Below are 26,942 nucleotides of genomic sequence, written 5' to 3'. Positions count from 1 at the left end.
ACATTATACTTACCTTAATGGTAGAAATAAAGGACGCATGCTCTGTATAGAGTTTGCCCCGGATTTAGAACGAAAAACACCCCTATACCTATGAAGGATTTACTAAGGCTAAGAACTTCGCTGACCGAAGAAATAGAGAGAGTACTCAATGAACAGATCAAAATGGAGGCTGAGGCTTCGTCCATGTACCTGGCCATGTCGGCCTGGTGCGACCGCAACGGCTTCGATTTCAGTGCTGGCTATTTCAAGAAGCAGTCTGACGAAGAGCGTGAGCATATGCTGCGCCTCTTCAAGTATGTGTCTGATATGGGCGGTCGTGCCGTGTCTCCGGACATTTCCGGTATACAGATCGAGTTCGATTCTTTCAGAAGTGTGTTTGAGCAGGCCCTGCAGCAGGAGATCGCCGTGACGCAGTCATTCAATCGCATGGCTGATAAGTGCATGAAATCAAAGGACTTTGTGACTTTCACGTTCCTGCAGTGGTTCCTGAAAGAGCAGATCGAGGAAGAGTATGTGGCCCGTCGTGCGCTCGAGCTTTTCGATGTGATAGGCGAGGAAGGAACAGGCCAGTACGAAATCGACAAGCGTGTGCCCAAGATCACGTACGAAGACACTTATGAGGATTAATTAACCCCGCTATAAAAAGTAAAAGCCTTTGGATTCGCTCCAAAGGCTTTTTTTATGGGTTGTAGGTGTTTATACCTGTTTATCTGACTTCAGAGTATGCTCCTTGAACGTATGAATAGCCTGCTCTTCCGTGGTGTGGTGCAGCCACACGTTGTCAGGCTGAAAGCTCATGACAGGGGCAAAGTCGCAGCGGTCAGTGCATTCGGTCTTTACCACTTCCACCTGGCCTTTCAGCCCCATCTCCTTGATCATGGTGCGGAGCGTCTTGCCTATATCTTTGCCGCCCTTTTTCTTGCATTTACTACCCGTGCAGACGTAAATCACCTTGTCTGGTACGTTGAATCCTTTGCTCATGTATACGTGTGAATTGTCTTCCTCTTAAAGAGGAATAGCTGTGAAATAGTTCATGTACGTGAAGCTGTATACCTTCCGTTCATTTTTGCTGACAGGCTGTAAGCCAATCGCGTGCCTCGTTAATATCCTCAAATATACGCATCTCAAACCGGCCCCGCACCCGGCTCAGCATATCCGACGAAGAGGCGGCTGCAAAAGCATCTTCATTCGCCACGTGCGCATAGTACTGCAGTCCTGCTTCCGCGGCGGCAGGTATCCACTCCTGCTCGATCCATTCTACAGATTCATCCCAGCGACCTACCAGGCTCCGGTTATCATTCAGTCCGCAGGTGGCGCTATGCTGCTCAATAGCTTCCAGTACGGCGAGACTGCCCTGCTTCACGTTTTCAGGAGTCACATAGCCGCTCCAGTCATTGTAGACCCACTTGTTCTGCTCATCGTAGTGGATGGTCAGATAAGTCTTGCCCGTAGAAGATTTAAGCTCCTGTAATTTCATGGGTAGTTAGCTTTGTCCAGGTATAGCCAGATGCAATATAACCAATACAACTCAAGGAGCAGTTTTCCTGGAGTATGAAATCGCGAAATCATACAGAATGGCAGTTATTTTCATACGGCAATACTTCGGGCTATGATATGGATGAAGGAAAAGTATGTTTTTGAGCGTGAGCAAAAAAAGAATCAAACAGTAGTGTTTTACTGATAACAGTAGTAAGTTAAACCTTCGGATACACTTATTGTCTAATCGCACATCTAACCTATCTTAACCTTAAAAGAAACATGCACATCAAGACTCTGAGAACCTCGAAGCGACTGGCTGCTTCGCTGCTGAGCCTGTTGCTATTGGCGGGCTCCCCGGCTCCTGTCGCTTTGGCGCAGGGCGGCAACCAGGCCACCACCGGCTATCAGCGACCACCTGAGGCCATCGCCTCTATCATCGACGCACCATCCACGCCGGGTGTGAGTATAAACTCAAAAGGCGACTGGATGCTGCTGCTCGAGCGGGCCGGCTACCCTAGCATCGAAGAACTGGCACAGCCCGAAAGCCGACTGGCTGGTCTCCGCATAAATCCTGCAACAAACGGCCAGAGCCGCGCCTCGTTCATCAACAACATCAAGCTAAAGCAGGTAAATGGCGGGCAGGAGTTTGAATTGGCAGGTATTCCGCAAAACGCGCAGATCTCCTACGTGACCTGGTCGCCGGACGAAAAGCAGATTGCCTTCACTATTACCAAGGCCAACGGCATCGAGCTGTGGGTGGCAGGTATAGCTGACCGGCAGGCCCGCAAACTGACTGAGGCGACTTTGAACGATGCGTACAGTGGCCGTCCGTTTTCGTGGATGCCGGATAGCAAGTCGTTGCTCGTGAAGTTTGTGGACGAGAAGCGTGGCGAAATGCCGAAAGCCAACCTGGTGCCAAGCGGACCGAACATCCAGGAGAATATTGGCAAGGCGAATCCTTCGCGTACCTACCAGGATCTGCTCAAAAATAAGTACGACGAGCAGCTGTTCGACTACTACATGCAGACCCAACTGAAGCTGGTGTCACTTGACGGCAAGCAGCAAAACGTGGGACAGTCGGGCATCATCAAGAGCGCCGATGTGTCGCCAGACGGGCAGTACCTGCTCGTGGAAACCATCCAGAAGCCTTACTCATACCTGGTGCCGCACTACTACTTCCCTTACCATGTGGAAGTATGGGGCCGCGACGGCAAGGTGGTGAAGCAACTTGCCCAGCTGCCACTGGCCGAAGACATTCCGATTGGTTTTGATAACGTAGCCAAAGGCCCGCGCAGCTACAACTGGCGCCCTGATAAGGCAGCTACTTTATACTGGGTAGAAGCGCAGGACGGTGGCGATGCTACTAAGGAAGTGGCAGAGCGTGACATCGTGTTTATGCTGGATGCACCTTTCTCTAGGAAGCCTGCTAAACTGGCCGGTACGAAATACCGCTACCGTGGTGTGCAGTGGGGCAACAATGACCTGGCCCTGGTGAACGAGCGTCTGTGGAAGACCCGTACCGAGCGTGTCGTGCGCGTGAATCCTGCCAAGCCTGCACAGGCTGGCACCGTGCTGATCGAGCGTTCATACGAAGATGGCTACAGCGACCCAGGCAGCCCGGTGTATACCAAAAACCAGTATGGCCGGAGCGTGCTGCTGACTGACAAGAAAGGCGACAACATCTACATGATCAGCGAAGGCGGCTCACCTGAGGGCAACCGTCCGTTCCTGAGCGAATTTAACCTGAAGTCGAAGAAGGCTAAGATTCTGTTCCGCTCCGAGGCTCCTTATTATGAGCGTCCGGTGGACATCATCGACCTGAACAGCAAGCGCATCATCACCCGTCGTGAGTCGGAGCAGGAAGTGCCGAACTACTTTGTGCGTGACCTGAACAAGAAGCAGCTGACGCAGGTGACCAAATTCCCGCACCCATACCCGCAGCTGGAAGGTGTGCAGAAAGAATTGCTGCAGTACGAGCGCAACGACGGCGTGAAACTGACAGCCGTGCTATACCTGCCGAAGGATTACAAGAAAGGAAGCGGCCCACTGCCGATGCTGATGTGGGCTTACCCGCGTGAGTTTAAGAACGCAGCGGCTGCCGGTCAGGTGAAAAGCTCGCCTTACGAATTTACCCGTATCAGCTCCGGTTCGCCACTGTTCTGGGTAACGCAAGGCTACGCCGTACTCGACCGTACGGACTTCCCGATAGTAGGCGAAGGAGATGCCCAGCCTAACGACACTTACGTGGAGCAGCTGATAGCCAGCGCCAAAGCCGCTATCGATAAAACCGTGAGCATGGGTGTGGCCGATCCGAAGCGCATTGCCGTAGGTGGTCACTCGTACGGTGCCTTCATGACCGGCAACCTGCTAGCGCACTCTGATCTGTTTGCTGCAGGTATAGCCCGAAGCGGCGCCTACAACCGTACGCTGACACCGTTTGGTTTCCAGCAGGAAGAACGTACTTACTGGCAGGCCCCGGAGGTATACAACCGTATGTCGCCATTCTCCGCCGCGCACAAAGTAAAAACGCCTATCCTGCTGATCCACGGGGAGGCTGACAACAACTCTGGTACCTTCCCGATCCAGAGTGAGCGTTTCTACAATGCCCTCAAAGGACATGGTGCCACGACCCGTCTGGTGTTCCTTCCGCACGAAAGCCATGGTTACGCAGCCCGCGAGTCTATCCTGCACATGCTGTGGGAAATGAATACCTGGCTGAATACTTACGTGAAGAACCGTCAGATACAGTAAGGTATAGCCATACCTGTATTATAAAAGAAAATGCCCCGGCCATACAGGTCGGGGCATTTTCTTTATACCTGGGGCAGGTATAGCCTATTGGTTTATTGTCTTGATCTTATGTGGAACAATGGTAAGCGGCCACTTTTGTCCGTCTACCGGCTCTTCGGCTATTTTGTCAATCACATCCATACCCTCTATCACTTCTCCGAACACTGTATACTCCTGGTCCAGCGCCGGCTCACCGCCGATGGTGGTGTAGAGTTCCACCTGCTGCGGTGTATACTTCATATTATGCTGTGCTTCATAGGCTCGTAACTCCTGTAGCGTTCTGGGCTCTCCCAATGTGATATAAAAGTTGTGTGAGGAAGACTCCTTATCCGGGTTGCGTTCGTCGCCATAACGTGCCATGGCTAAGGCGCCACGCTTGTGGATGTACTTCGGGTTAAACTCCTGCGGAATCTTGTAGGCGCCCTGTTTCATGGTGCGGTTATCGGAGTCGCCACCCTGCACAGCAAAGCCTTTTACGACACGGTAGAACTCTCCCTGGTCATAGAAGCCCGCTTTTGTGAGGCGCACAAAGTTGGCGCGGTGCAGCGGCGTCTCAGGGTAGAGGCGCAGCTTAATATCACCGTGGCGGGTGCTGATGAGAATCAGGCTGTCAGGGTGCTCTTTTTCATAAGCTGTCAGTACCTCCACCACATTTTCTGATGTGAGCGGTTCGAGCTTAGACTCTGTGGTGGTTTCACGTTCTTCAGCAGTAGCCTGCTCTTCTGTTTTGGGTTGGCAAGCTGCCATTCCCATAAAAAATGCGATCACCCACAGGAGAGGTGAAGAGATGAATGCTTTTTCTGAGTATTTCATAAGGGATAGGGTTAGTGCTTCTGTTAATATAGCGAAATGCTGTTATAAAGTGCAAATAAAATTGTACTGTATTGTTGTTAAAAATCTATTAAAATTAAACTTTTTAAAGATAGTGCTTTGTGAATGTAAACCTTGTATTTAGAGTTGCGTATAAAGCCGCCTCCAAAAATAGCAAATCGCTTATATCTGTTGAAAAGCGTTCAAATTGCTGTCTATACAGGAAATTATCCCCTGATTTCAGTGCAATTTGGATGTTGCAACAACGTGCAGCCTGGAGATAGTGTCAAGTGCATTTTATAAAAAAACATTAAAAAAAATTATACTTTTATTTGGATATAAAAATCCTATTTAATAGTTTGGCTTTCACTATCCTTATAATAAACCTTAAAACTTTAACTAACCTAACTATTTTACACGTATGAAAAACACCTTACGCGTTAAGAACGTACTGCGTTCTGTACTATTTGGGGCAGCTCTCTCTACTGCCGCAGTTTCATTCACTTCTTGCGACTCTGAGGCTCCGGAAGCCACTGAAGTAGCAGAGAATTTACAGACCTCTACCCAGAATGGAGCTATTATCAAGGGGCAGTATATTGTTGTATTTAAGAAAGATGCCAACCTGCGCCTGGATGGTACTGCTACCTATGCTGAGCGGGTAGGCGCGGTGCGCGAAATGGGCCAGGAGCTACTTGCTTCCAATGGCATTGCCAACGCTACGATCGAGCAGGCTTATGGCCAGGCTATTTTGGGTGTGGCAGCAAAACTAACGGATGGCCAAGTGGATGCGCTTCGTCGCGATAGCCGTGTGGCTTACATCGAGCCAGACAGAGTTGTGATGTTGGCGCCAGGCGGTGGTAAGCCAGGCGGTGGCGGCTCTACAGGCCAGACTGTACCATACGGCATTGCCCGCGTTGGCTATGGTGACGGTACTGGTAAAACTGCTTGGGTAATCGACTCCGGTATCGACCTAACGCACCCGGACCTCAATGTGGATGTAAACCGCAGCAGAACTTTCTTTACTTCAGGTAGAGATGCCAATGATGCAAACGATGGCAATGGCCACGGCACTCACGTAGCAGGTACTATTGCTGCTAAAAATAACTCAGTAGGTGTAATTGGTGTAGCCCATGACGCTACAGTAGTTGCCGTAAAAGTACTTGACTCACGCGGTAGTGGATCTTACTCTGGTGTAATAGCCGGTGTTGACTACGTAGCTTCAGCAGCTCAGTCTGGCGACGTAGCGAACATGAGCTTGGGAGGTCCGGTTTCTCAGGCGCTGGATGATGCTGTGATCGCTGCTGCTAGCAAAGGCATTAAGTTTGCCCTGGCTGCCGGTAACGAGTCTACGCATGCCAACAACTCGTCTCCAGCACGTGCTAACCATGCCAACATCTACACCGTGTCTGCCATGAACTCTTCTGACTCATGGGCTAGCTTCTCTAACTATGGCAACCCGCCAGTAGATGTTTGCGCACCTGGTGTGAGCATCAACTCTACCTGGAAAGGTGGTGGCTATAACACGATCAGCGGTACGTCTATGGCGTCTCCACACGTAGCTGGTCTGTTGCTGCATGGCCCACTTAAGACAAGTGGCACTGTGAAAAACGATCCGGATGGCAACCCGGATCCAATTGCGATCAAATAACCTAGCTCAATAAGGATAGAGAATCAGGGCAGCCGAAAGGCTGCCCTTTTTTTATGTCAACTGTTTACGCATCACATAATCGTTCATCCAGTAAGGACCGATCGGAATGTCTTCTTCGAGGTGTACCCGGTAGCCGCAACGCTCGTAAAAAGCTTTCGCCTTGTTGTATTTGTTCACATTCAGGTCCAGGTAGCGGGCACCGGCCTTACTGACACGTTCTTCCACTGCATCAAGCAATTGCTTACCCAGTCCCTCACCCTGCCGGGACGGAAGCAGGTATATCTTGTTGAGCTTGTAAACCGGTCCGTCCGGCTCCTTAAGAGAATAGGCCGCAAAGCCTATGGGTTCAGCTCCGTCATACAGTAAAATAAAGGTCTGGTTCTCCTCCATTTGTCGTTCGAGGGCTTCATTGGTGTAGATCACCTCAAACATATAGTCAATCTGCTCCCGCGAAAGTATAGACCGGTAAGTGGGCTCCCAAATGGATTCGGCTAAACAGTGAATGGTAGGTATGTCGGCAGTGGTTGCTTCCTGTATGCTAAACTGGCTTTTCATATACTGTGATGTTGCTTGTATGGGCAACGAAGATAGGCGCTCCCGTATAAAAAGCCAATGCCTGCCCCGGCAGGTTTTCAGCTTAAAGCAGAAGTTTTAACTTTGTACATATACCTTAAACCAAATACTATGAGAGCCATCTACCTCGAAGCTATCAACAGTCCATTTGTGCTGATAGAGAAAGAAACACCTACTGCCGGTCCCGGTGAAGCCATCGTGCGGGTGAAAACCGCCGCCCTGAACCACCGCGACGTCTGGATACAGTACGGCCGTTATTTCACCAAAGACTACCCGGCCATCTTAGGGTCGGACGGTGCTGGTATCGTGACGGAAGTAGGGGAGGGTGTGGACCAAAGCTGGATAGGGCAGGAGGTTGTGATCGATCCTTCAACAGACTGGGGTGACAACCCGCATGCCCACAGCAAGGAGTACAAGGTGCTGGGTATGCCACAGGATGGCACTTTTGCTGATTACGTGAAAGTGAAAGCTTCAAACCTGCACCGCAAGCCAGCACATTTGAGTTTTGAGGAAGCGGCAGCGCTGCCACTGGCAGGTGTAACGGCCTATCGTGCGATGTTTACCAAGTGCGGACTCAAAGCCGGTGAGCGGGTACTGATCACAGGTGCGGGTGGCGGTGTGGCGCTGTTTGCCGTGCAGTTTGCTGTAGCGGCGGGAGCAGAGGTATGGGTGACATCCGGATCAGACGAGAAAATAGAAAAGGCCAAAGAGCTGGGTGCGACTGGCGGCATCAACTACAAAAAAGAAAACTGGGGCAAAGAGCTGAAAGCCGAAGTAGGCGGGTTTGATGTGAGCATCGACGGGGCTGCAGGCGAGGGCTTTGTGCAGCTTGTGAAGCTGGCCAAGCCAGGTGGGCGCATCGGGATTTATGGCGGCACGACCGGTATGATCGGGCAGATCAACCCGGCTGAGATATTCTGGAAGCAGCTCGCCATACACGGCAGTACCATGGGCACCAACCAGGACTTCGCTGAAATGATCGCCTTTGTAGAGGAAACGAGAGTAAAGCCAATAGTGGATATCGTGTTCCCGCTGGAAGAAACCGAACAGGCCATGCGCTACATGGAAGCCGGCAAGCAGTTCGGCAAGATCGTGGTGAAGGTGAGTTAAATTGATCACGTAAGAGAACCCCCCCAGTCATATCGATTTTTTATTTTGTCATCTCGACGATAGGAGAGATCTGACGTGCTGTTTCAGATTCAGATTTCTCACTTAGGTTCGAAATAACAGCTACAAAACAAGAAGCCCGCTGCAAGACTAAATGCAACGGGCTTTTCTATTTAAATTTGAATTCTTTACTTATTTCTCATTAATCATTCCTCACTATTCATTACTCATTAATCCCCGCCAGCTTCAGGAAGAAAGCGTATTGCAGGGCTGTTTCGCGATATGGCTGGAAGCGACCGGATGCGCCGCCGTGGCCAGCCTCCATATTTGTCTGGAGCAGCAGCAGGTTATCATCTGTCTTCATTTCGCGGAGCTTGGCAACCCACTTGGCCGGCTCAAAGTACTGTACCTGAGAGTCGTGGAGACCAGTAGTTACAAGCATGTTCGGATACTCCTTCGCCTCCACATTGTCATAAGGCGAGTAAGAGAGCATGTAGTCATAGGCATCTTTATTGGCGGGATTTCCCCATTCGTCAAACTCACCGGTAGTGAGCGGGATGCTGGTGTCGAGCATGGTGGTAACTACATCCACAAAAGGTACAGCTGCGTGCACACCTTTGTACAGATCCGGACGCATGTTCACGACAGCACCCATCAGCAGACCACCGGCACTACCACCTTGCGCAAACAGCTTATCCGGGTTGGTATAGCCTTGTTCGATCAGGTATTCTGACACATCAATAAAGTCTGTGAAAGTGTTTTTCTTTTTCATCAGCTTGCCGTCTTCATACCACTGGCGGCCCATTTCCTGACCACCCCGTATGTGCGCAATGGCATATACAAAGCCACGGTCAAGCAGGCTGAGGCGCACGGAGCTAAAACCGGGGTTCATGCTGATGCCATAGGAGCCGTAAGCGTACTGCAGAGTTGGGTTGTTGCCGTCGAGTTGCAGGCCCTTGCGGTACACCAGCGAGACAGGGATTTTAGTGCCGTCTTTAGCAGTGGCGTAGATGCGCTTGGCCTCGTAGTTGTTCTTATCAAAATCACCCACCACTTCCTGTTCTTTCAGCAGTGTCTTCTGCTTCGTCTCCATGTTGTAATCGAAGGTAGAGCTTGGCGTGGTGAGGGAGCTATAGCCGTAGCGCAGTACCTTGCTGTCGAAATCAGGGTTGATGCTGATACCAGCAGTATAGGCTTCTTCCCCGAAGTCCACATAGTAGTCTGTTTTGGGGTCATTCCATTTCTTGATGCGCAGTTGGGTCAGGCCATTCTTGCGCTCCTGCAGCACCAGGTAGTCCTTGAAGATCTCGGTGCCTTCCAGGTATGTGTCAGCGCGATGCGGGATCACCTCTGTCCAGTTCTGCTTGGTCGTTTTGCCAACTGGTGTCTTCATCAGTTTAAAGTTGGTTGCGCCATCCTTGTTAGTGCGGATGTAGAAGCTGTCGCCGAAGTGGTCTACGCTGTACTCGAGTCCGCGCTCCCGTGGCTGAATGATCTTGAAACTGGCAGTTGGGTTGGCGGCGTCCACAAAACGGTACTCCTGCGAGAGGGTGCTGCCCGAGCCGATGATGATGTATTTCTCGGATTTGGTTTTATACACAAAGGTGCTGAAGGTCTCGTCGGCTTCGTGGTATACCTCTTTGTCCTGCGAGGTAGGTGTGCCCAGGGTATGGCGGAAGATTTTGAAAGAACGGAGCGCCGGATCTTTCATGGTATAGAACACGGTCTTGTTATCGTTGGCCCATACAGCGCCGCCGGTTGTATTAGGTATACGGTCGGGCAGTATCTCGCCTGTCTGCAAATCTTTGAAGCGGATGGTATACTGGCGGCGACTCACAGTGTCCTCGCCAAAAGCCAGCAGGCGATTGTCGGGGCTCACGTTCATGCCGGCCGCTGCATAGTAACTCTTACCTTCGGCACGCTCGTTGGCGTTCACCATGATCTCCTCTTTGGCGTCGAGTGTGCCCTTCTTTCGAGCATAGATCGGGTATTCTTTGCCTGCCTCGAAGCGGGTATAGTAGAAGTAGCCGTTCTTTTTGTAAGGCACCGACTCGTCAGTTTGCTTGATTCGCCCCACAATCTCATTGAAGAGTTTTTCTTGCAACTCCTCCGTGTCGGCCATCATCTGTTTGGTGTATTCATTTTCGGCGTTCAGGTAGGCGATCACTTCCGGGTTTTCGCGCTCGTTCAGCCAGTAGTAATTGTCGATGCGGGTGTGGCCATGTGCTGTGAGCTCTTTCGGCTTTTTGGCAGCGACAGGCGGTTGCGGCTGATTGGCGTTTACCGTGCTCTCAGTCGTTTGCTCGGTCGTAGCTGTCTCTGTCGCAGTGCTTTGTTGTGTCGTGCTGCAGGCAGTGCCCGCCAGCAGACAGGCCGATAGCAGGAGGGCCGGAGCTGCTGTGTTGTGCTGTGCTTTTTTCATAGTGAGTATCTGTTGTACAGGGTATAAAAATAAGAAAAAATACGACACTATAATTTTAAATAAAAGTTATGCATGCAGCGTATTTTTTTATACCTTGTCAGTACCTAAAACAATCATCTGACATACTATGGCAACACAAGAAGAATTTGAGCAGGCAGTGGCCCAGTCGAAGGAGCTCACGGAACGTCCGTCCAATAATGTTCTGCTGCAACTCTACAGTTTGTACAAGCAGGCTACTGAAGGCGATGTGAACACCGAGCGTCCGGGAGGTTTTGATTTCAAAAACATAGCGAAGTGGGATGCCTGGAAAAACCTGGAAGGCACCAGCCAGGAGGATGCCCGTGCACAGTACGTGCAGTTAGTAAACAGCCTGAAGTAAGGCATTGTTTGCCCGGCAGGTATAAAAAAAGCGCCCCATGGGGCGCTTTTTACTTTTCTTTCCAGGTATAGCCGCAGTCGTGGCACCCGTAGCGCTTACTGACGAAGGGCAGCGTAATGCCTAGCACAGAACCGAAAAATCCCCTTGCAGAGATGTTTTTTGACTCACATATCGGGCAGGATTCAGTGTCCAGGTATACCTGAGCAGGAGGTGCCAGTTCAATGTTGTCGTCGATGATGTACTCGCTGGTGCCGCGCTCTATCCTGCCTAGCAGTTCGAGCGCCTCTTCCACATCACCTTCCGTCACCTGCAGTTTCACGCCACCCACTGCCAGTGAGTAGAAAGGCTGTGCTGCTATAATTTGCTCGTCCCCTAAAAAACAGAGGATACCCTCCGCTTCAAGACGGCCTTTCAGAATGTGAGCTTCAGTGGGTTGGCTGAAGGTGGCAACAGTAATCAGGCGCTCTGCCATGGTATACAGGTAGTGTTAGGTCAGGCTGTGTTTACTGCTTCTTAGGTGGAAGGTCAAAGGCTTCCGCTTCGTGCTCAAAGTGTCCTTTGTGGGAGCCGTCGCAGAATGGTTTGTTCTTAGACATGCCGCAACGGCAGATCGAAACGAGTTCCCGACCACCGAGTCCGTATACATTGCCATTCTTGTCCACGATCTCAAACTCACCTTCAACTCTGAGTGAGCCATTGTTGTTCACCGTTATTTTTGTCTTCGCCATTGTCTTGTGTTTAGTACAATAACAAATATAGCTTTTTTGCGGCACAATTACCAGATGCCGGCTCGCAGCAGGCAATACCCCATAAACACCACAGCCCCCGGACGTTTATGGCCGGGGGCTGTGACTCTAATTACGTTTCAGCATTAGTTGCTATACACGTAGTTGAATGTTTGAGACTTACCGTTTGGCAGCGTCACAGTCTGGCTGATCGGCATACCGCTGTCATCATACTTGTAAGAGTAAGAACGCGTGAAAGCCTTCTTGCTGTTGTGCACTTCCATAGAAGAGCGCACCAGGTTGTTCGGGCTGCTGGCAGCGCCTGGCTCTGCAAACGCATGCAGTGGGTTCGGGTTAGAATCGTAAGAGTTGGTAGTAGTAGCGTATAACTTAGCTGCTCCAGTACCGTCAATTACAAACTGCTTCTCCTGCGCATAGTTACCGTTTGGCATTGCCTGATAAGTCGTGAAAGACTTCAGTTTGCCCTTCTCTTCTGTGCCTTCGTAAACTGACTTCTTGCTCAGCTTGTTGGCAGCGTCATAAGAATAAGTGGTGTAGTTCTGGTACTCCGGCTTGCCACCCACAAAGTAAGTAGCTACCGATTTGCTCAACTCGCCTTTGTCACTGTAAGTGAAATGCTGCTCTGTCAGCACAGTCTGGCTTTTGCCAGCGTAGGTTGTGCTCTTGATCAGGCGACCCTTGTTGTCACGCTCATACTTGTCGAAGCTCTCTACTTCTCCGGTTTCCTGGTTGTAGTGGTTTACCTGGCTAAGCTGTTTGCCTGCTACTTTGAAAGATGTAACCTCTGCGGAATCCAGCATCACATGGGATAGTGCACCCTGATCAAAAGTAGGCTGTGCAGACTCTTCGTGATCGTTTTTTTCGCAAGATGATAGTGCTACCACGCCAAATACAAGCATGGCAGGTAAAAAACTGTTTTTCAATTTCATTTGGCTAAAAGTTGAAAAGTGAAAATAAATAAACAGCACAGGGCGCTTCCCCGGCAGTCTCAGGTAAAACGCCCTTTCCTTTAAAATAATTGCACCGATGCAGAGAAAATTACAGAAGAGCCTGTAATTGGTCGAATTTTACAAATCTAATTTAAGTTTAAGATGCTGATATTTAGTTGATTGTGTGATGGATTGAATTTATAAAAAAATTACGTTTTGTATAAAAGTGCAATTTTAGTTGAGTGTGGCCGCCTGGGCGATCTGCAGAAGCTCGTCTCCGGCATCGATATCGTGGCGTAACTGCTCCTGGAAATTGATCGAAATGCGGAGTGCTTTCAGCCCCTGCACCCCTTGCAGCTCCTCGATATCGAGGTCTTCCACTACGGGCTCAATGTAACCTTCGGCCTGCAGGAAATCAATGTAGCGGCGGTACTCCTGCGCCTCGCGGGGTTGCGTGTATACAATGGCCACCTTGCCGGGCTGGGTAAGGCGTTCGTCTGTGCCACGCAATGTGGCCTTGTCGATCCGCTTCTTGATGATCTCGTAACGGATGTTGTCGGCGCCTTCCACGTCAAATTTCTTTTCGTCCAGCCGGAAGCGAATGCAGATCGGGCTGCTGTGTACCAGGATCAGCTGTGTGATCTCGAGCGGCAGTTTCAGGTTAGCGCGCAGTTTGTGTATGCGGCGGGCAATCTCGCAGGTAAGCATCAGCTGCCACAGGCGCATGTTCTTCAGGTATAGCTCCTCAAAGTGCCCGCTGTTCAGCAGCGATGCCCCGATGTAGATATTATACTCCAGCCCGTCGGTCTTATACTTCTCAAAGTAGTGTGGAAAAATCTGCTGCGCCTTTTCCTCCTCGCGGTCCAGGAAGCTGGAGATCGTGTCGTTGATCAGGTATAGGCTCTCTTCGTACGCACGTCGTTTGTTATACACAACGCCGCTCGGATTGTTGGTCGCCTTGCGATAGGCTTCGATGGCCTTTTGGGTAGAGGGATATTTGTGGGAAAAGTGATTGAAAAGGGGCTCAATCTCCGTGCGCAAAAACTCCAGCACCGAAGCCTCGTCGCCGGAACTCAGTTCATGTACCAGGTTTTGAGAGTACTTGTCTATCTTATACACCAGCTCGTCCAGTATGGAGAGTGGCAGCTCGTCTTTGGCCGCCAGTATCACTTCCTTGGCCAGCACCAGTTGGTCGAGCAGGTCTCCCTGTATAGCCTTATTGCGCTCCGACGCCGAACTGCGAATATCCGATACGCCATAAAGCGGGTAGATGTCGCGGAACACGATCGGCTCGATCTCGGCCGGCACATTACGCTCCATCTTGTCGAGCAGGTTGATGGCCGCCTGCGTAAAACGCCACTCCACGATCGGGTGAATGGCGGTATACTTCTCTTTGATGATGTTCTGTATACTGCTGCGCAGTTCCTCGAGCATACGGTTCAGTGCCAGGGCAAAAAGCGGCAGAATCTCTTTGAGCTTGATTGTGGAGAGCGCATTCAGTTCGCCAGGTATAGGCGAAGCCAGTTCCAGCATCCCGATCGTTTTACCTTCGTAGTGCAGCGGCGCGATGATCAGGTTGCGTATGCCGGTTTTGATCAGCTCCTGCTCCAGTCTTCCCGGCTCGTCGAGCTGCTCCAGGTCATCTACTACAATGGTGTTGCCTTTGGCCAGTACCGGCGCATAGATCGAATCAGTAAGATCTTCCAGCTTAATGGGAGAGCTCTTGGTGAGGACCAGTCCGTTCCAGGTTTTGCGGGCGTAGTTGGTGTCAAACTCCTGCAGGGCAGGGAAGGAGGCCAGCCCCAGTCGCAGACCCGGCAGCCCGAAAAGCACACGGAGTTTCTGCTGCAGGCTCTCAAAGCCCTCCTGTGTGGTCACAGAGTCCTGGTCGAGCAGGTCGTAGCGCAGCGAGGAAATGGTTTCTTCGTTGGTTACGTCCGTAAAGTCGTAGATGGCAAAGCCGCTGAACTCATAATTATCAGGCGGTAGCTTCTGCATCCAGAGGTCCAGGTCATTATAGCGGTTTATCAGAAAGTTGATTTCCTGCGGACTGAGCTTTTTGATCGGACCTTTGGCCTTCACCTTCATAAACTTCAGATCGATGATCAGCTTGTAGTGCCGGTCGAGTTTGGTGAACTTGTCCTTGATGCTGAAGATAAAAGGCTCATCTACCATGAAGTTGGCATTGTAAAACTTCTCCAGGATCAGGGTATAAGCCGAGAGCGTCTGGCGGAAGAGCAGTGTTTTGAGGTCGAGGTTTAGTTTCTGGGTATAGTTACCGCCTCCCAGCAGGTCGAGTTCCTCCAGGCGGGGAGTGGCATAAAAGCTGTCGAAGTGAAAGGGCAGCACCGTGGCTCGCAGGTCATTCTCCCAGAGAGCACTCGGGAAAATGTCCTCCATCAGGATATCCACCGTGTCGATATACTTATCAATAATAGATACGTCTTCGATAGGCTCCAGCAGCTCGGGGTTTTTGCGCAGCAGACCGGCCAGCTCGTTTACACGGGCCACGTTGCAGTTGGGGTCAGTCTCGATCTTGTTTTCCCAGTAGGTCACAAGCGGCGACAGGCTGAGCGTGGTCTTGAACGGAAACTGTTCGGCACTCAGGATGATCTCATCCCGGTTAGGTATAGAAACAACGGTTTCGTGGAAGTTGTCCCTCGTTTTGCGCATATAAGTTTTTTTGTATGGATAGGGGAAGAACGTGTGTGGCACAATCCCAGGTGCAGTGCAGGCGAAATGCCTGTCTTTGCTTTAAACGTAAGCGGCTGCAAAAAGATAGTGTACGGCCTGTTATTCCTGGTGCAGGTATAGGGAGCAGAACAAAAATATAGCTCCTTTAGAATATTCTGGCATAATATTTATTGGGGAAGTGGTGTTAGAAAAGTGATTGATAAAGTAAAACCAACCTATGAAGAAGTTATTTGTTGCCGCCCTGTCGCTTTTGATGGTGCTGAGTTCGCTGGGTGCCCAGGCCCAAACTAAATCAAAGCTGGAGCAGGACCTGGAAGATTTTCGTGCCTGGATGAATAAAAGAGTAAGCCAGGGCGACAGTATAACAAGGGCCGAATGGCCGGCAATCAAGCAAGAGTTCAGGGCCCGTACCCAGAGCCTGGACCGTAGTAGCAGCCAGATGAGTGAAGCTTCGAAGCAGGAGTATGGGGAGCTCAAGACCCGCTACAACGAGTGGGAGGCGGAGAAGGAGGAACGCTACGGCGAGCCGCTCAATCGTGAGACAGCAGCTGCCTGGGAGCGCCGCCTGGCCGGTACCAACAAGATTGGTCAGCTTAAAGCCAGCCAACTGCGCGGCACTTTTGTCAGGTTCATGGAAAACGTACGGGCACAGCGCACCGACTGGAGCCTCCGCGACTGGGACTACGCCGAGCACGTATACCTGTTGCTCAGCGACCGCAAGCAGCAGGTGCTGGATCAAATGACAAACAGCGACAAACTCAAGGTAGCGGCCCTGCAAGTGGAGTTCAATACCCTGCGCAAAAGCCGTGATGCCAAAGACAGGTATAACTACATGCGGGAGCAACGGTAGGTATAGCCTTCAGTAAGACAATAACATAAAAATAGCCGGAGCATGTAGTGATCGCTACACGCCCCGGCTATTCTCAATTCAATACATTCCGCTAAATGGCATTCTGGCCTTTGGTGCCGCCAGACTGGTCTTTTTTGTCATTGCGGCCCTGGTTAGGGCTCTTGTCTTTTTGCTGATCGCTCAGGCTGCGATGTCCTTCCTGTCCGCCTTTGTGCTTGGCTTCCGGTTTGTTTTCCGACTTGTTTCTATCCTGATTGTGTCCTTTTGTCATAGCTTTTAAATAAGATGTTGGGAATTTATTAAACGTGTGCGTGACACCTTCAGGCTGCTCTCCAGCTGATACACGCACGTTACTCAATAAACGACCCTAAGAGCGCAAGGGTTAGGCCGATTGTGAATAAACGGCCCTTGTGCCAGACTAAGCTTTGCCCTCATCAGGAAGAAGCAGGTATAGCGAGAAAGCACCTACAGCCATGACCAGGTCACGGACAGCAATGTCGTAGTATTCACCCGTTAACAAAAGGTTGATGGCGATGCCTACCAGCCATAAGCCGACCACCAGCGCCCCTATCTTTGGCTTTACGAGCACAAGCAGGCCTGCTATGATCTCAATGATACCCACCAGACTCATAAAAGTGCCCGTGCTGAAAGGCAGGATATCGGCGACTACCGGCGCAAGGTATTTGTCCCAGTCAGTGAGCAGGTGTAGAAATTTGTCGAGCCCCGCCAGGATAGGCACCAGTGCATAAGTGTACTTTGTTAAAGCGGTGACGGTAGCGATGCGGTCGTACGCCGGGCGCTCAGCCCGCTGCGCACCGGTTGTTGTTGATGCAATTGTTTCCATGATGATTTCCTCCGTTTTAGTTGATTTTTTATTTTGTTTGCTTTTGGTAGTTAGATGATTATAAGTGGAAATCGTTACAAAAGGATGTAACTAATTAGTCTGAAACGCATCTACTGTATGTATCATACCTATAAGATCATGAAACAGATAACAGCAACCGAAAAAGCGGCACTCAGTGATGTAGCAGTGGTGGAGAGGGTGCTCGACGGGGATGTGTCACTGTATGAGCTCCTCATGCGCCGCCACAACCAGAAGCTCTACCGGGTGATAAGAAGTTACCTGAAGCAGGAACAGGAGGTGGAGGATGTCATGCAGGAGACCTATATGAAGGCTTTTGAAAAGCTGGCGCAGTTCCGCAGCGATGCCATGTTCTCTACCTGGCTCATCCGGATCGGGATCAACAAAGCGCTGGCAAGGCTGCGGGAACAGAAAAAACTATCTTCTGCCACGTACCTGCTTGACCAGCCGGAGGGTTTGTCTTCCCTCTTAAGCCAAATGAACGCTGCGAACCCGGAGCAGGCTGCTATCCGGCAGGAAGTAAAACAGCTGGTGGAACGTGCCATCGATAACATACCTGAAAAGTATAGGATCGTCTATACGCTTCGCGAAATGGAAGATACGTCCATTCATGACATCGCTCAATGTCTCGATCTTTCTGAAAGCAACGTGAAGGTGCGTCTGCACCGGGCAAAATCCATGCTCAAAGAAAGCCTGTTCAAGCTGTCGATCGTTGGGGATGTGTTTGAGTTCGGCAACAGGCGCTGCGATGCAGTAGTGATGCGTGTGCTCCGTGCCTTGCCTCCGGACTGGAAAGCACAAAGCTGAAATAAGCAGAGCCTGAAACGGAGTGCTATGCCTTAGCTGGCAGAAGACGTAACGCAAGTGTAGTTTACAGGGAGTGCTGATGCTAAGTAGTTATGGATTAATAAGATAAGGCGATCGCGAATTGTTGGTGAGCAGAAGCACCAAAAAAAACAGGACCTGGGGGTCGGAATTAGGCTGGGGCATGACCGAAAAAGCCGTAATTTGCAGTCGGTTTTTTCAACTATTACACCATTACCATGCACATTGCGATCGTCGGCAATATTGGCGCCGGCAAAACCACCCTGGCCACCAAACTTTCACAGCATTTCAAGTGGGAGCTATACCTGGAGGCAGTAGAGAACAATCCTTACCTGAAGGATTTTTATGAGGATATGGAGCGTTGGGCCTTCCATCTGCAGGTGTTCTTTCTGAACAGCCGTTTCGGTCAGGTGCAGCAGATCCAGTCTAAAGACGGGCATGTGATTCAGGACCGCACCATTTATGAGGACGCTTACATCTTTGCCAAGAACCTGCACCAGTCTGGCCTGATGAGCACGCGTGACTATGAAAACTATTTCGCCCTGTTCCAGTCAATGATCAGCATGGTGAAAGCGCCTGATCTGATGATCTACCTGAAGGCTGACCTGCCAAAGCTGATCGGACAGATCGAGAAGCGCAACCGCGACTACGAAAACAACATCAGCATCAATTATCTGCGCAACCTCAACGAGCACTACAACAACTGGATGAGCACTTATGATCAGGGCAAACTGCTGGTGATCGATGTGAACAACATGGACTTCGTTGCCAACCCTGAGGATTTGGGAAGCATTATTGAACGTATCAACAGCGAGCTGTTCGGCTTGTTCTAGATTAGATTAATCAGTTTATGTAGATATAGGCCGCTGCTCTGGTGAAGAGTAGCGGCTTTTTCTTTTACTTCAAATACTGTATCTTCCATCTTGAAAAAAACTAACCTTATACCTACATGAAATCACGCCACCTGATACTGGCCGCTTCTGTGGCCGCCATGTCGGCTGCCTGCACGGGCAGCACGACCAACGAAGCCCAAACCACCGGAACTGAACAGACCGATGCAGTAGCTACTGACCTGCAGCATAAGCTGGGCATGTACACCACTGTGCGCCTGACTGCCGACCTGAGTGGCCTGAGCGAAAAAGAGCGTCAGATGATTCCTTTGCTGATCGAGGCCGGTAACATCATGGACGAACTGTTCTGGTACGAAGCCTATGGTAAGAGGGACTCTTTGCTGAATGCGCTGACAGACGATGCCGCGAAGCAGTTTGTGATGATCAACTACGGCCCCTGGGACCGGCTGAACAACAACGAGCCCTTTATACCTGGCGTGGGGCCAAAGCCCGACGCAGCCAACTTCTACCCGCACGACATGACCAAGGAGGAGTTTGAGAAGGCGAACCTGAAAGACAAAGCCAGTCAGTATACCTTCCTGCGCCGCGATGCCAACGGTAACCTGATCACGGTGCCTTACCATGTGCAGTTCAAAGAGCAGGTAAAGCGTGCCTCCGACCTGTTGCGTCAGGCTGCGAACCTGGCCGAGGAGCCGGGACTGAAAAAATACCTGACCCTGCGTGCGGACGCCCTGCTCAACGACAACTACCAGCCAAGCGACCTGGCCTGGATGGACATGAAGAACAACCGCATCGACGTGGTGATCGGTCCGATCGAGACATACGAAGACAAGCTGTTTGGTTACAAAGCTGCCCACGAAGCCTATGTGCTGATCAAGGACATGGACTGGAGCAAGCGACTGGAGAAGTATGCGGCCTTCCTGCCAGAACTGCAGCGCGGTTTGCCAGTGCCAGCCAACTACAAGAAAGAAACGCCGGGCACCGACTCTGACCTGAACGCCTACGACGTGGTGTACTACGCCGGCGACTGTAATGCGGGCAGTAAGACCATTGCTATCAACTTACCAAACGACGAGGAGGTGCAGCTGAAGAAGGGTACGCGCCGTCTGCAGCTTAAGAATGCCATGCAGGCCAAGTTTGACAAGATCATGCTGCCCATAGCCGACGAGCTGATTGCCGACGATCAGAAGCAGCATATCACGTTCGACGCCTTCTTTGCCAACACTATGTTTCACGAGGTAGCGCATGGTTTAGGTATAAAGAACACCATCAACGGAAAGGGTACCGTGCGTGAAGCGTTGAAAGAGCACGGTTCAGCCCTGGAGGAAGGCAAGGCTGACATCCTGGGCCTTTACATGATCACGCAGCTGCACAAGAAGGGTGAGGTGAGCGGCAGCCTGGAGGATTACTACACCACCTTTATGGCGGGCATCTTCCGTTCGGTGCGCTTCGGTGCGGCCAGTGCACACGGCAAGGCTAACATGGTGCGCTTCAATTTCTTTAAAGAAAATGGTGCTTTTGAGCGGGATGCCCAAACCGGCAAGTACCGCGTGAACTACGTGAAAATGGGAGAAGCCATGGACAAGCTGTCGGAGCTGATCCTGACGCTGCAGGGCAATGGCGACTATGCAGGCGTTGGCAAATTGCTGAACGAACAAGGGCAGATCAGTGCCGAACTGCAGGCCGACCTCGACCGCCTCAGCCGCAACAACATTCCGGTAGACGTGGTGTTTGAGCAGGGTGTGGATGTGCTCGGATTAAAATAACAGGTATGGAGTTGCTGCAGTGGAAACAGGTGAACTTAACCTCGCGAAGGTATACCGTGAGCGGAGAAGATGGGCTAGTCGGGGAGCTTGCCTTCAGAGGCTGGACCAGCAACGACGCCGACTTCAGTTCAGAGCGCATAAACCTCTATTTCCAAAGGCAAGGCTGGCTCGAACATGATGTCACTATACATTTCAAAGATGAGGTGGTAGGTATGAGCAAGACGTCTGGCTTTGGCCAAACCACGACTACCCTGGTTACGGGCGAGCAGTTTACTTTCAAGGGCAAAGCATTAGACAGCAGCAGAGACTTACTGGACGAAGTAGGCAATACCCTGATGCGCTTTGAGCAGGAAAGCTTTAGTATTACAGGTGGTCATATTTCCATTGTCCGGGATATTCCAGAGCTAACCAGGCTGCTGCTAATAGCAACAGGGCTTTACTTTAAGCACCTCGGTCGGTAACGGAACCACCCTTTCTTATGGCAAATTTTGCCAGAGTAAACCATCTAACTGTTTGATGCTTTGACCAAAAGCCCCTGCCAATCGGCAGGGGCTTTTTGATTGCTGACCTCAGTGGTAGCTTTTTGTAGGTTTACAGGCACTCAGGGCAAATTGTGGAAAATTGCTTTTAAATATAGACAACCTAAAAATGGGTAGGGAGTAAAACTGTTTTCCAACTCACTTTAAATCAACTGTTTAATTATGAAAAATTTTGTGAAATCCTTTTACGATTTTAACAGAGACAGTCCGCAGGAGCGCCAGGAACGCAATCAACTATACCCTGAACTGGCCAAGTTTCACATTGCCCTTCGCGAAGAAATGAGCGAAGAAGAGTATCAGGAGTTTTTTAAAGCAGAAAAAGAAGCCAACAAACACCTGATAATCCCCAACCCTAATCCCTCGAATCAATGGATACGAATGTAACTCGTACTGACTATAGCAATTGAAAAAGGTAAACCACCAGCGGTTTACCTTTTTTATTTTAAAAAGCCTATCAATCAGTTTTACTTGTTTTCTCGCTTTGTATTATAATTTAAGGCCTTTTCGACTACAGAGAAGCGGGATATTGGTCAAAGCTTCTCCAATATTAACGTAGCTCCCTCTTCACCTACCAGCGAACCGATCGCCACCCCCATACCGCCCATGCGCACGGCGCAGCACACATGCTCCGATACCGGCTGCACGATGGTGGTTTTGCCAGGTCCTACCCCCATAATGCCGCTCCAGCGCTGCTCCACCTCATAAGGGGTACCAGGCAGGATAACTTCGCGCAGCAGCTCTTCCAGTTTATTCTGCACCAGCTCTGTCAGGCCCATTTCGGTGGTCTCTTCTGTTTTGAAGTCGAGGTTGCGGCCCCCTCCGAACAGTACCCGGTTGCCGATGTTGCGGAAGTAGTAAAAGCCTTTGTCGTAATGAAAAGTGCCTTTGAAGCGCAGATCAGGTATAGGCTTGGTGATGAGCACCTGCGCCCGGGCTGGCGCCACCTGCAGTTCTGGGAGCAACTGACGGGCAAAGCCATTGGTTGCGACCAGCACCGCACGGGCAGGTATGGCGATGCCTTGTTTGGTCAGGGCGGTTATACCTGTGCTCTCCTCCTGCAGACTTTCAATCTCCAGTCCGTTCAGTACGATCACACCCAGGGCCTGGACCTTCTGCGTGAGCGCCAGTATCATTTTGCCCGTGTCAATCTGCCCTTCGGCCGTACTCTCGATCAGGTGCGCTACCTGTTTAAAGCCGAACTCACCTATTTTGTGATCTGCCTGGCGGTAGATATCCTGCTCACCCGTTACCTGCTGCAGCTGCTTGTTCAGGTAAGGCATTTGCTCGAGGCAGGCTTCGTAGAGTGGCTGCTGGCTTTTCTCAAACAATTCGTAGCCTCCCCAACGGTGGAAGTCAATGGCCTGGTCGCCGAGGTTCTGGCGCAGGCGCTGTAGTCCACGCCAGCGGCGCTCCACCAGCGCAAATACTTCGTCTTCGCTGTGGTGGCTCAGATCGTCGAGCAGCTCAGAGGGACTGCCGAAGCAGGCGAAGCCGGCGTTGCGGGTGCTGGCTCCGGTCGGTAGCAGTCCGCGCTCCACCACCATTACTTTCAGGGCAGGCTGCTGCGTCTTCAGGTATAGCGCCGCATTCAGACCCACGATGCCGCTGCCCACAATCAGCACATCTACGTGGCTGAAATACGATTCCTTTTCCCAGAAACTCAACTCCATGGCTACTCGTCTTCGCGGGTGTAGGTATGCTTATAGTTGCGGGCTGTCGCCTCGTCTATTATCTCAAAACCGGTGAGCATGATCTCCCGCTCGCCGCTGTTATAACCGCGCACGAATACGCCTTCCGGACTTTCGTAGATGGAGTAGTTGTGACGTCCGAAAGGGTAGAGGTTATTGCTTCGGAGGGTGGTCGCATTGGTGAGGTCAGCCGTTTGGCCGTCCGGCGTCCTGATGATGAATTTCTTTTTATCTGTTGTCATGTTTCGCAATCATCTAAAATCTTATCCAAGATAGCACTTATCTCGGAAGCATGGCTCAAAACCATGAGGTGGCCGGCTCTTTTTACCTTGATAATGCCCGGGTAAGTGCCCAGCGGCAGGATGCGGTCGGCGGTGCCGTGTATCATCACGGCGTTTTCATAGTGGTCCGGTTGGTGCCAGTTGAGCAGTTGCCCAACGGCCCAGCGCAGAAAGTGCGGATCGGTTTCGAGGATTACCTGTTTAAGCAGCGCTTTTTCAGCTTTGGTGCTGGCCCCGAACAGCAGCGGGCCCACAAAATGGAAGCGTTTGAGCCAGGGCACAGGTATGATACGGTGCAGCCGCAGGAAACCCATCAGGCGGTAGTACCAGGGCAGTATCTTGCTGCTGGCGATGCTTGAGATCAGGATGGTTTTGCGCGGGTTCAGGAATTTGGAAAGCTCAATGGCCACCACCCCGCCAAAGGACATGCCCACCAGCACCGGGTTGGGTTCGGTGATCTGCTCTGCCAGCCGCACGGCATAATCATGTAATGGTTCATCGTCATAGGGTCGAATCCAGCGTACGTATACCTTGTTTTTGCACTTGAGGTGCAGAAACTGAAACATGCGCTCGTCCGCTCCAAGGCCGCTGATAAAATAAACGGTGCTCATACAGCTTTGCGTTTACGGCAAGTGGCCGTGTACGGCAGCAAAGCTACAAAAAAGCAGCCTGCCATACCTGACAGACTGCTTTTCAATTATACTTTAGGGCTCTGCCTACAAACCGGACTCCTTCTTAAACTTGCTTCCAAAGAAGTAATAAACAGGTATGCCCAGCGCCACAATGATCAGGCCCGGCCAGGTATAGACCGGCTTGTAAATAAGCAGAATGATACAGATACCAGAGGCAAGCAGCACGTACAGCGCTGGCAGAATCGGGTAGCCGAAGGCTTTGTAAGGGCGCTTCAGGTCCGGACGACGCACACGTAGCACAAACACCCCGATGATGGTGAGGATGTAGAAGAGCATCACCGCAAAAATCACATAGTCGAGCAGGTCGTTGTAGGTGCCGGAGAGGCAGAGCATGCAGGCCCAGATACACTGTAACCACAGAGCCGCAGCCGGTACACCGTTTTTGTTCAGGTGCCCCATCTTCTTGAAGAACAGGCCGTCTTTGGCAATGGCATAGTATACCCGCGCGCCGGACAGGATGGCGCCGTTGTTACAGCCGAAGGTCGAGATCATGATCAGAATGGCAATACCGATTGTGGCCGGATAACCGCCGATCACTTCCGCCACGGCCGTGGCTACGCGGTCGTTGGAGGCGTACTTGATGCCCTGGCCTATCACATCGGTTGCGTTCGGGTCGCCGTTGAGGGGCAGCACGAGCAGATATACCAGGTTGATGATCAGGTATAGGCCCATCACGATGGCACTGCCGATCACCATGCTGAGCACGATGGTGCGTTTTGGATTCACAATCTCATCGCCCGAAAAGCCGATGTTGTTCCAGGAGTCGGCAGAGAACAGGGCGCCTACCATGGCAATGCCGATGGCCGTGATTAGCGCCATACCTACCGGAGGCGCTTCACTGGCTCCGGTAGCAGCTGCTGCAGATCCCCAGAAATCAGAGAAATTGGCCTGCACCGCCGTATCGTTGATGCCGAAAAGCAAACCGAACAGGATCAGGCCAAACAAAGCGATCAGCTTCGTACTGCCAAAGATGTTCTGGATCAGCTTGCCACTCTTCACACCGCGTGAGTTGATATAGGTCAGGTATAGAATGCTCAGAATGGCCAGCAGCTGCACGGAGGTGAAGTTGAAGCCGGCCAGGGAAAACAGCACGTTGTCTTCGCTGAACCAAGGTATAAGTACCCCTGTAAAACGTGCGAAAGCCACCGCCACCGCTGCGATCACCCCGGTTTGGATCACCAGGAAGAGCGTCCACCCATAGAGGAAGGCCACCATCTTGTTGTAAGCCTCCTTCAGGTATACATACTGCCCGCCCACTTTGGGGAACATAGACGACAGCTCGCCATAGCTGATGGCACCCACCATGGTCAGGAAACCCGAGAGCACCCAGACCAGCAGCATGTTGCCCGGACTTACGACGGCCCTGGATATATCGGCTGTCACGATGAATATACCCGAACCGATCATACCGCCGGTCACGATCATGATGGCGTCAAAAAGCTTGATCTCACGTTTAAACCCGCTTTCTTTCTCTTCCTTCTGTACTCGCTCTACTTCTTCTAAATCCTGCATTGTAGCTGTCTGATACTTGCCTGTAAAGCCGATAGCCCAATAAAATGGCAAAGGCCGGAAAGCAAAATTAAAGCTAATTTTTTGTGAAAGGACATATACGGGGGATTATCTGCAGGAAAGCCAATAGTGAGTAAATAATATATAAAGATACCTGGGAATTATTGCTCTTTTTGGCTTTAAAAAACTTCGGCCGTTCGTCTGGTTTTTTGGGTGCTTCACGGGTATTTCGAGGCCCTTGGTATAAAATAGTAGTAATATAAGCAACAGTACCTTGCATAACAAAGTACTATAGAATAACTTTGTCACAGTAATTAATTGATAACCACTAAATATTATAGCCATGAAAGTATTATTCCTAATCGCCGCCACTGTATCATGCTTCGGTCTTGCACTGCAACCAGATACCAAAAACACTCAACCAGTAGATGCTGCTGTCGCCAGCACTGTCGATATGGAAATAGAGGAGCCTGTGATGACTGTCCTGCTCGACACAGTCCTGATCACACCTGTTGCGCCAAGTGCGGTAGCTGCTAACGTGCGTTAAGCCGTGGCAGCCCGCCTGTCGGCAGTAGCAGTGTCATCCTGTTCCCGGAGCCATTCCTCCGCAGGGGAGCGTTCGTAAAAGCTTTTCATACTGATTTCAGGTGTGATGCGCTCCTGGAGTTCACGGGCTGCGAGTTGACTGAACATATTAAAAGAGTACACATGCGCCATAAACCGCAGGCCGGCTTCCATAGCCCGGGGCAGCCATTCAAACTGAAGCCAGTCATTGGCTTCCTGCCAGTCGCCGGTTACACCTGACTTGTCGTTGAGCAGTTTGGAGCAGCGGTTGCTTTTGAGCAGTTCCAGAAAAGCAAGTGAAGCGCATACAACATCATCAGCGGTTATATGCCCTTGCCATTTTGCCTCGATGTACTCCTCCTTACGTTGGATGGTGACATACACATCGCCCATCATATGGCGCAACTCTATCGGCGCAGCTGGAGGGGTCTCCGGTCTAATTGTTCTGGGTGCCATAGAGGTAACATCGGATGGTTGCACCTCGCAATGTAAACAAATTGGCCGCTTCGCCCGCAAGAATGCTCTTAATTTGAGTGGAGTGCCTCTGAAGAGGGGTAAAAAGCGCCATTTCAGACACTAGCGGCTGTCTGCTCTATTCCCACAAACACACCTTCTTCCCTTATCTCCACCCGGTGGAGAACTGCTTTGCGCGTGCGAAATTCGCACTCTCGCCCATTCTGCATGCTATACCTGTAGCTGTGCCAGGGGCATATCACTTCATCCAGATAGTTAGTAGTACCTTTGCTGAGCGCATAGCCCAGGTGCGGACAGGCATCGTCGAGCGCAAAAAAGCCGGAGGCAGTATGCGCAAAGCAAATAGTCCGTCCGTCCAGCACCAGTTGTTTGAGTTTGCGGAGGGGCACCTGTTCGCGGGCTTCGGCCGCGCTGTCAAATACTTTGTGCCAGGTATAGTCTGCTTTGCTTCCTTCCATCTGATC

The 26,942-nt window shown here is 51.1% G+C and carries 29 protein-coding genes; 12 read left to right on the top strand and 17 right to left on the bottom strand.

Features of this window, described 5'->3' with window-relative positions:
* Positions 1 to 90 precede the first annotated feature (90 nt).
* The gene (locus tag AC5FXQ_RS02060) at positions 91 to 627 is read left to right on the top strand and encodes a ferritin (protein ID WP_196118466.1); all 537 of its coding nucleotides are present in this window, start codon (positions 91 to 93) and stop codon (positions 625 to 627) included.
* Positions 628 to 696: 69 nt separating this feature from the next.
* Here AC5FXQ_RS02060 and AC5FXQ_RS02055 read toward each other — a convergent pair whose 3' ends face one another.
* The gene (locus AC5FXQ_RS02055; protein ID WP_493600838.1) at positions 697 to 981 is read right to left on the bottom strand and encodes an NAD(P)H-dependent oxidoreductase subunit E; all 285 of its coding nucleotides are present in this window, start codon (positions 979 to 981) and stop codon (positions 697 to 699) included.
* 79 nt (positions 982 to 1,060) lie between these two features.
* Complete coding sequence (locus AC5FXQ_RS02050; RefSeq protein ID WP_493600837.1) at positions 1,061 to 1,477, bottom strand: STAS/SEC14 domain-containing protein; 417 nt, start codon at positions 1,475 to 1,477, stop codon at positions 1,061 to 1,063.
* Positions 1,478 to 1,758: 281 nt separating this feature from the next.
* Between AC5FXQ_RS02050 and AC5FXQ_RS02045 the strand changes: the two genes are divergently transcribed.
* Entirely contained in the window at positions 1,759 to 4,230 is a 2,472-nt protein-coding gene (locus AC5FXQ_RS02045; RefSeq protein ID WP_493600836.1) for a S9 family peptidase, read from the top strand.
* An 84-nt stretch (positions 4,231 to 4,314) separates the two neighbouring features.
* On the opposite strand, the gene AC5FXQ_RS02040 is transcribed toward AC5FXQ_RS02045, so the two are convergent.
* A complete protein-coding gene (locus tag AC5FXQ_RS02040) occupies positions 4,315 to 5,082 on the bottom strand; it encodes a peptidylprolyl isomerase (RefSeq protein WP_493600835.1) in 768 nt (255 codons plus the stop codon).
* A gap of 418 nt (positions 5,083 to 5,500) precedes the next feature.
* Here AC5FXQ_RS02040 and AC5FXQ_RS02035 point away from each other — a divergent pair, with 418 nt between their 5' ends.
* Positions 5,501 to 6,727: a S8 family peptidase gene (locus AC5FXQ_RS02035; RefSeq protein WP_493600834.1), complete on the top strand. Its 1,227-nt coding sequence runs from the start codon at positions 5,501 to 5,503 to the stop codon at positions 6,725 to 6,727.
* A gap of 51 nt (positions 6,728 to 6,778) precedes the next feature.
* Here AC5FXQ_RS02035 and AC5FXQ_RS02030 read toward each other — a convergent pair whose 3' ends face one another.
* A complete protein-coding gene (locus AC5FXQ_RS02030) occupies positions 6,779 to 7,282 on the bottom strand; it encodes a GNAT family N-acetyltransferase (RefSeq protein WP_493600833.1) in 504 nt (167 codons plus the stop codon).
* Positions 7,283 to 7,411: 129 nt separating this feature from the next.
* Between AC5FXQ_RS02030 and AC5FXQ_RS02025 the strand changes: the two genes are divergently transcribed.
* On the top strand, positions 7,412 to 8,410 hold the full coding sequence (locus tag AC5FXQ_RS02025) for a zinc-binding dehydrogenase (protein WP_493600832.1): 999 nt from the start codon (positions 7,412 to 7,414) through the stop codon (positions 8,408 to 8,410).
* A 220-nt stretch (positions 8,411 to 8,630) separates the two neighbouring features.
* Here AC5FXQ_RS02025 and AC5FXQ_RS02020 read toward each other — a convergent pair whose 3' ends face one another.
* Positions 8,631 to 10,829, bottom strand: a complete 2,199-nt coding sequence (locus tag AC5FXQ_RS02020) for a S9 family peptidase (protein ID WP_493600831.1) — start codon at positions 10,827 to 10,829, stop codon at positions 8,631 to 8,633.
* 127 nt (positions 10,830 to 10,956) lie between these two features.
* Between AC5FXQ_RS02020 and AC5FXQ_RS02015 the strand changes: the two genes are divergently transcribed.
* Positions 10,957 to 11,208, top strand: coding sequence for an acyl-CoA-binding protein (locus AC5FXQ_RS02015; protein WP_196118493.1), 252 nt, complete (start codon positions 10,957 to 10,959; stop codon positions 11,206 to 11,208).
* Between the two features lie 49 nt (positions 11,209 to 11,257).
* Here the strand turns inward: AC5FXQ_RS02015 and AC5FXQ_RS02010 are convergent, their stop codons facing one another.
* From AC5FXQ_RS02010 to AC5FXQ_RS01995, 4 genes are all read right to left on the bottom strand, one after another.
* Positions 11,258 to 11,680 (bottom strand): putative signal transducing protein, encoded by a 423-nt coding sequence (locus AC5FXQ_RS02010; RefSeq protein WP_493600830.1) that lies wholly within the window; start codon positions 11,678 to 11,680, stop codon positions 11,258 to 11,260.
* 31 nt (positions 11,681 to 11,711) lie between these two features.
* Complete coding sequence (locus AC5FXQ_RS02005) at positions 11,712 to 11,936, bottom strand: CDGSH iron-sulfur domain-containing protein (RefSeq protein WP_220627690.1); 225 nt, start codon at positions 11,934 to 11,936, stop codon at positions 11,712 to 11,714.
* 143 nt (positions 11,937 to 12,079) lie between these two features.
* Complete coding sequence (locus AC5FXQ_RS02000; RefSeq protein WP_493600829.1) at positions 12,080 to 12,883, bottom strand: hypothetical protein; 804 nt, start codon at positions 12,881 to 12,883, stop codon at positions 12,080 to 12,082.
* A 234-nt stretch (positions 12,884 to 13,117) separates the two neighbouring features.
* A complete protein-coding gene (locus tag AC5FXQ_RS01995) occupies positions 13,118 to 15,556 on the bottom strand; it encodes a GAF domain-containing protein (protein ID WP_493600828.1) in 2,439 nt (812 codons plus the stop codon).
* A 238-nt stretch (positions 15,557 to 15,794) separates the two neighbouring features.
* On the opposite strand from AC5FXQ_RS01995, the gene AC5FXQ_RS01990 reads away from it, so the two are divergent.
* Entirely contained in the window at positions 15,795 to 16,427 is a 633-nt protein-coding gene (locus AC5FXQ_RS01990; RefSeq protein ID WP_493600827.1) for a hypothetical protein, read from the top strand.
* A gap of 91 nt (positions 16,428 to 16,518) precedes the next feature.
* Here AC5FXQ_RS01990 and AC5FXQ_RS01985 read toward each other — a convergent pair whose 3' ends face one another.
* Positions 16,519 to 16,698 (bottom strand): hypothetical protein, encoded by a 180-nt coding sequence (locus AC5FXQ_RS01985; protein WP_007658968.1) that lies wholly within the window; start codon positions 16,696 to 16,698, stop codon positions 16,519 to 16,521.
* 147 nt (positions 16,699 to 16,845) lie between these two features.
* Entirely contained in the window at positions 16,846 to 17,271 is a 426-nt protein-coding gene (locus AC5FXQ_RS01980) for a tRNA (5-methylaminomethyl-2-thiouridylate)-methyltransferase (protein WP_493600826.1), read from the bottom strand.
* A gap of 138 nt (positions 17,272 to 17,409) precedes the next feature.
* Between AC5FXQ_RS01980 and AC5FXQ_RS01975 the strand changes: the two genes are divergently transcribed.
* The 5 genes from AC5FXQ_RS01975 to AC5FXQ_RS01955 all read left to right on the top strand — a co-directional run bounded on the left by AC5FXQ_RS01975 (position 17,410) and on the right by AC5FXQ_RS01955 (position 21,654).
* The gene (locus tag AC5FXQ_RS01975; protein ID WP_493600825.1) at positions 17,410 to 18,096 is read left to right on the top strand and encodes an RNA polymerase sigma factor; all 687 of its coding nucleotides are present in this window, start codon (positions 17,410 to 17,412) and stop codon (positions 18,094 to 18,096) included.
* Between the two features lie 236 nt (positions 18,097 to 18,332).
* Positions 18,333 to 18,947: a deoxynucleoside kinase gene (locus AC5FXQ_RS01970; RefSeq protein ID WP_493600824.1), complete on the top strand. Its 615-nt coding sequence runs from the start codon at positions 18,333 to 18,335 to the stop codon at positions 18,945 to 18,947.
* Positions 18,948 to 19,063: 116 nt separating this feature from the next.
* On the top strand, positions 19,064 to 20,731 hold the full coding sequence (locus AC5FXQ_RS01965) for a DUF8614 domain-containing protein (protein ID WP_493600823.1): 1,668 nt from the start codon (positions 19,064 to 19,066) through the stop codon (positions 20,729 to 20,731).
* A 5-nt stretch (positions 20,732 to 20,736) separates the two neighbouring features.
* Positions 20,737 to 21,192, top strand: coding sequence for a hypothetical protein (locus tag AC5FXQ_RS01960; protein WP_493600822.1), 456 nt, complete (start codon positions 20,737 to 20,739; stop codon positions 21,190 to 21,192).
* Positions 21,193 to 21,432: 240 nt separating this feature from the next.
* Positions 21,433 to 21,654 carry a hypothetical protein gene (locus AC5FXQ_RS01955; RefSeq protein ID WP_493600821.1) on the top strand — a complete coding sequence of 74 codons (222 nt, stop codon included), beginning with the start codon at positions 21,433 to 21,435 and terminating at the stop codon, positions 21,652 to 21,654.
* A gap of 146 nt (positions 21,655 to 21,800) precedes the next feature.
* Here the strand turns inward: AC5FXQ_RS01955 and AC5FXQ_RS01950 are convergent, their stop codons facing one another.
* The 4 genes from AC5FXQ_RS01950 to AC5FXQ_RS01935 form a co-directional block, all read right to left on the bottom strand.
* A complete protein-coding gene (locus AC5FXQ_RS01950) occupies positions 21,801 to 22,940 on the bottom strand; it encodes an NAD(P)/FAD-dependent oxidoreductase (RefSeq protein WP_493600820.1) in 1,140 nt (379 codons plus the stop codon).
* Between the two features lie 2 nt (positions 22,941 to 22,942).
* A complete protein-coding gene (locus tag AC5FXQ_RS01945) occupies positions 22,943 to 23,200 on the bottom strand; it encodes a hypothetical protein (RefSeq protein WP_007658959.1) in 258 nt (85 codons plus the stop codon).
* Positions 23,197 to 23,850 carry an alpha/beta hydrolase gene (locus AC5FXQ_RS01940; RefSeq protein ID WP_493600819.1) on the bottom strand — a complete coding sequence of 218 codons (654 nt, stop codon included), beginning with the start codon at positions 23,848 to 23,850 and terminating at the stop codon, positions 23,197 to 23,199. The genes AC5FXQ_RS01945 and AC5FXQ_RS01940 overlap by 4 nt, the downstream gene beginning before the upstream one ends.
* 105 nt (positions 23,851 to 23,955) lie before the next feature.
* On the bottom strand, positions 23,956 to 25,443 hold the full coding sequence (locus tag AC5FXQ_RS01935; RefSeq protein WP_493600818.1) for an APC family permease: 1,488 nt from the start codon (positions 25,441 to 25,443) through the stop codon (positions 23,956 to 23,958).
* Between the two features lie 340 nt (positions 25,444 to 25,783).
* Here AC5FXQ_RS01935 and AC5FXQ_RS01930 point away from each other — a divergent pair, with 340 nt between their 5' ends.
* Positions 25,784 to 25,987, top strand: coding sequence for a hypothetical protein (locus tag AC5FXQ_RS01930; RefSeq protein WP_493600817.1), 204 nt, complete (start codon positions 25,784 to 25,786; stop codon positions 25,985 to 25,987).
* Here AC5FXQ_RS01930 and AC5FXQ_RS01925 read toward each other — a convergent pair.
* Positions 25,984 to 26,460, bottom strand: coding sequence for a hypothetical protein (locus AC5FXQ_RS01925; protein ID WP_493600816.1), 477 nt, complete (start codon positions 26,458 to 26,460; stop codon positions 25,984 to 25,986). The genes AC5FXQ_RS01930 and AC5FXQ_RS01925 overlap by 4 nt on opposite strands.
* 113 nt (positions 26,461 to 26,573) lie before the next feature.
* A complete protein-coding gene (locus AC5FXQ_RS01920) occupies positions 26,574 to 26,936 on the bottom strand; it encodes a Rieske (2Fe-2S) protein (protein ID WP_493600815.1) in 363 nt (120 codons plus the stop codon).
* Positions 26,937 to 26,942 lie beyond the last annotated feature (6 nt).

It is taken from the genome of Pontibacter sp. LHS1 (assembly GCF_058932855.1).
Note: the sequence above shows the minus strand (reverse complement) of the source record. Positions and strands in the feature narration are given on the sequence as shown.